The sequence below is a fragment of the Pseudomonas frederiksbergensis genome, from assembly GCF_000802155.2.
GTDB lineage: Bacteria > Pseudomonadota > Gammaproteobacteria > Pseudomonadales > Pseudomonadaceae > Aquipseudomonas > Aquipseudomonas frederiksbergensis_A.
On record NZ_JQGJ02000049.1, the window covers coordinates 1 to 3,571 of the forward strand.

Here is a 3,571-nt window from a genome sequence, read left to right on the forward strand (position 1 = left end):
GGCGGAGCGCTGCGAACTCGACCAGTAGTAGGTGTCCTGGGCGAACACCTCAGGGCAGTTCAGCCAGCCCTGGTACAGCTCGGAGGCGGCAGGCAGGTAGAAGTCACGGTGACCATCAGCCTGGTACTCGGCGCACGCGTCGGCGGCGGGATACTTGCGCTCGTCGTCCTTACCGATCAGAACCTGGGTGTTGGTGTAGCCGTCGGTCTTGCTGAGACCATTCACTTCAATGCCGCGACCGCCCCATTCAAAGCTCCCAGCGTCCTTTGCAGCGAAGATCAGGTAGTGCGCCGGTACATCGCCCCGGGCAGCAACCAGGCCACCGTTGATGCCGCCCTGGCCGGGCCAGTATTCACCCAAGGCAGGGATGGTGGTGGGCGCCACCGGAGCGACATTCGCAGCCTGCGGGAACACGATGGCAAACGTGCTCGCGAGAGCAATCTTGGCAAGGGACGCCGCCGGCATCTTGATCGTGGCGTCGCCGTGCTTCAGGGTAATCATTTCGGGCTTCATGGATATTCCTCAGGATGGCGCCGCCCTCCGTGGACCGGATGCGCAGCGTGGGGTAGGGGTGTGTCACGATGACGAGTCACGAAAGGCGAATATGTTCTTCCAGCTGCTCGTCGGTCATGCGGTCGGCGCCGCGAATGAATCGGGAAATCAGATCCTGCTCTTCATCGATACCGCACCTGGCCATGACTCGTTTCAGTGCCGCGTCATCGTTGTGATAGAGCTTCGTGACGATCTGTCGTGACAGCAGGGCGGCCTCCCTTTCCTTTGCGCTCAGCTTGTCCCGCTCGCGCTGTTCCCGCTTGCGTTCGGTTGCGCTCTTCGCCATGGGCTACTCCTTCGATTCCGCTGGCTGGCAGGTCCAGCCATGCTTGCCTTCGGCGCTGGCGCACCTGGTTGTTGATCCGCCTCATCGTGGCCCTGGGAACTTGATCCCATTTTCTCGGGCGATCAGCTTGGCGCGCTTCAGGTCCATGTCCATTTCCTTGGCGGCCTCGCCGATGGTATTGCCGGCCTTGGCCAGGGCCTGCAACTGCGGCGCATCCTTGTCGCGTGCAGCACGCAGCTTCTCGCTGCGGGTGCTCTTGATTGGGCCGCCACAGTCGCCGCTGACACCGCTGTCGATCAGCTCGACTTTGTTCCCGGCACCGAAGAACTGGTCCAGCTTCTGGTTCAGGTCCTCGATGATCGCGTCCCGCGGGTTGGGCATTGGCACGCCGATCACTGGACACCTCCCGCCGGCCGGTTGGCCTTCTCTTCGAACTGCATGGCGATATCCATTGCAGCCTTGTAAGTCCACCGAAACGCCTTGGTCTTGCCGCTGGTAAGGTCGACGATGTGATACGCCTCCCCGACAGCCTTCACCTGAAAACGAACCTTCTTTGGTGGCATGGCCTGGTCGACTCGTTCGAAGAACTCGATGCGCGCCGCATGGGTTTTCTGGAGCAGCACACCGAGTTCGTCGATGCGCTCTTGAAATGATGGATGCATGGCTGGACCCTCGGTGTGCACGCATAAAAAAGGGGTATTCGGGAAAGAGTGTTGTTAGGCCCTTTCTGAATACCCCTAGGTGAGGTGGTTGGTTGTGTTGTTAGCCTTCCTCTTGGAAAGCTCCCGTTTCTGGTTCTGAGTACAGCTGCAAGATGCTGAAAATCGGAACGCCGTAATCCACCAGCTCGTCCTCGATTGGCTCGACCGCCATGATTTCCCTGGCCAGGAACGGCGCTAGCCGCTTGGTCTCAGGCGGCTTCACTTTGTGCTCCAGGGTGAACATGATCTTGGCGCGGAACATCTCGAAGCTCAGCCCGCGCGCGTTACGGTTCACATCCCGTAGGTAGCGGTTGATCGACTCGGTTAGCGCGTTTGTGTACCGCTGGGGGATGAACTTGAAGTAGTTGAAAATGTACTCGCCCCAGTTGGTCATCATGGTTGTGACGACTCTCCAGTCCTTCTCCTGCTCTACAGGGATACGCCGCCGCCACTCGTCATAGGCTTGCCTGGCTGCATGATGGGTCTTGCTATTCCAGATGTTGTAAAAGCCCTCCTTGAGGTTGTAGGCGGTGCCTAGCTCGGGGAACTGATCGAACCACGTCTTGATCTTAAGGTGCGCCCAAACATCCAGGTCACGTCGGCGCATCAGCATTAGCTTGCGGTCGCCTTTCAGGGTGCGCTTTTGCGGAACAGTGAGGCCTCGCTTGACCCTCTTTCGTATCTGGTCCATCGCATCGTTGGCGTACCGGACAACGTGGAACTTATCGACGATGACTGTGGCGTTAGGGAACAGCTCTAGCGACACGTCTTTGTATGGGTGGAACATGTCCTGGCAAACGATCTGGACCCTGTCACGGCCGCGCATATTGGAGATGTAGTTGTGGATCACGATCTTCTTGCGGTTGGGCAGAACGTCGATGATCGTCCTTTCTTCCAGGTTGATCAGGACGCACCGGTACTCGCCACCAACAAGCAGTTCGTCAATCCCAAGAACACGCGGAAGCATTGGCCTGTAGCCCGCCTCCTGCTCGGCGCAGTAGTCGCGCAAAGCCCGGCGCACCACCGACTCATCAACGCCAAGATCGCGGGCTACCGCTGAGTTCGTGCTGGTCATGGCGTGCTTGATTACGTAGGCATGGCAGCGCTTCGTCATGCGGTGCTTCTCGTCGAAGTCCAGCAGGGCCGGCGAGAAGACCTTGCCACAGGTCTTGCACTTGTAGCGCCGACGCATACCCCAGAGCACCGTGCGCTTGCCCCTGATTGGCAGGTCAACGTACTTGGTCAGCTTCTTAGAAAAGCGGATCGACTGGCCAATAGCGCCACAGGCGGTGCAGAACTCTGGAGCCGGAAACTCAACCTTGAATTGCAGATCGTGTTCATCCTCCAGGAATTCCACGATCTCAATTTTCAGTGGATGCAGCAGCGAGAGCGATTCAGCCACTGGCTTGCCCATGGCCGATCTTGTCTGCCAGGGCTTCCCTACGCTTCTCCTGAGCAATTAGCCGCAGCACGTCCTGGTCAGCTTTGCTCACCACATAGTGAACGACGCGCTCTATTGCCTCGGCCGCGATGATCAATTCGTCCCTAGCAGGCGGTAATGTGGCATAGGCCAACTCCACGCGAGTGCCAGCCATTGCAACGCCACACAGATCTATGAAGTGGTCCGGCGGCGGACCATCATGCCAGTCGGTCATCACTTCGCCCTCGGCATTGATGAGGCGGTGCGCCACCGGTCTCTGCTGATCTGGATGAAAGCCCTGATGCCAGAACAGCACAGCTTGCTCCTTCGACAACGGATAGCCGAGTCCGGCCGCCTCAAGCTCGCTCTCGGCTGGGTGCTTCTGTACGGCATTATCATGAGCGGTTTGACCCTGTTCGCATTTTCTCAGCTGTTCCATTTCGTTCTCCAATGAGCCTGGAAACCTCATTATAACAACACGCAAAGCCGAAGCTAATACCAATATGATTTAAGGCTGCGCTTTGCCTGCAACAACACGAAAACCCGATAACCCTAAAAAAGCCCGATCTAGACCGGGCTTTCGGTTGGCTCCACAAACGCCTCCGTATGTGA

General features: G+C 58.2%; 6 protein-coding genes. All 6 read right to left on the reverse strand.

Annotated elements, in window-relative coordinates; genetic code table 11:
- Positions 1-513, reverse strand: a 513-nt coding sequence (locus tag JZ00_RS29545; RefSeq protein WP_039594721.1) for a hypothetical protein, incomplete at its 3' end; no start/stop codon positions are given.
- A gap of 76 nt (positions 514-589) precedes the next feature.
- Positions 590-838 (reverse strand): hypothetical protein, encoded by a 249-nt coding sequence (locus JZ00_RS29550; RefSeq protein WP_039594722.1) that lies wholly within the window; start codon positions 836-838, stop codon positions 590-592.
- An 81-nt stretch (positions 839-919) separates the two neighbouring features.
- Positions 920-1,234: a hypothetical protein gene (locus JZ00_RS29555; RefSeq protein ID WP_039594723.1), complete on the reverse strand. Its 315-nt coding sequence runs from the start codon at positions 1,232-1,234 to the stop codon at positions 920-922.
- On the reverse strand, positions 1,231-1,500 hold the full coding sequence (locus JZ00_RS29560) for a hypothetical protein (protein WP_039594724.1): 270 nt from the start codon (positions 1,498-1,500) through the stop codon (positions 1,231-1,233). Before JZ00_RS29560 ends, JZ00_RS29555 begins: the two co-directional genes overlap by 4 nt.
- Before the next feature lie 100 nt (positions 1,501-1,600).
- A complete protein-coding gene (locus JZ00_RS29565) occupies positions 1,601-2,953 on the reverse strand; it encodes an ISL3 family transposase (RefSeq protein WP_039594725.1) in 1,353 nt (450 codons plus the stop codon).
- Positions 2,934-3,398, reverse strand: coding sequence for a hypothetical protein (locus JZ00_RS29570; protein ID WP_039594726.1), 465 nt, complete (start codon positions 3,396-3,398; stop codon positions 2,934-2,936). The genes JZ00_RS29565 and JZ00_RS29570 overlap by 20 nt, the downstream gene beginning before the upstream one ends.
- Positions 3,399-3,571: the final 173 nt, after the last annotated feature.